Annotated in this window: 1 protein-coding gene; it reads right to left on the reverse strand. The window is 53.6% G+C overall.

Annotated elements, in window-relative coordinates:
* Positions 1-12: 12 nt before the first annotated feature.
* Positions 13-504, reverse strand: a complete 492-nt coding sequence (locus AC1RO3_RS08345) for an NADAR family protein (RefSeq protein ID WP_353985998.1) — start codon at positions 502-504, stop codon at positions 13-15.
* Positions 505-580 lie beyond the last annotated feature (76 nt).

A 580-nucleotide genomic window follows, 5' to 3' on the forward strand; every position in this document is an offset into this window, starting at 1 on the left:
ATTTACTACATGTCAACAACTTTGTTGCAACTCGTACCGAATTATCATGAGCAGACGCCCAAGATGATTCTCACCGACGCCATTACACCGGCCCCAGATGATGTCACCCCACGTATTGGTCTCTTCAAGGTAAGCCTGACCTGTGTCGAGCAGCCATTTCCGCAACTCGGGGTCACGGAACTTGGCGCGCAGCACCCGTAGCATCGCCTCAAACTTGTAGCTCTTATCCCAATCGGGACGAAGCGCAGCAGACTTTCCCACTGCTTTTGCGCGCTTTGGCGTCGGGGCCGCGAGCACACGTTTTCTGTACCCTGCATCTTCCGACTTGTGCCACATGAAGGCATGCTCGGATGACGGGAACTCGATACCGTACAGCGAAAGTGGACGCAGGAAGAAGTTGCTGAGGAATCGCTTGTCTCCGAAGAATCCTCGGATCGGTGCATACTGAGTGTCATACGAGTACGGCAGTCCGAGACGACGATGCAACTTTCTCTTCAACGTCACTTGCGGGTCCTCTCAAATTGGGAATTGCTTAAACTGCCTTCGCCACCGCCGAATATACCTGAGCACGGTCCACAGT

Source organism: Dellaglioa sp. CoH-57-MRSF-19 (assembly GCF_056781975.1).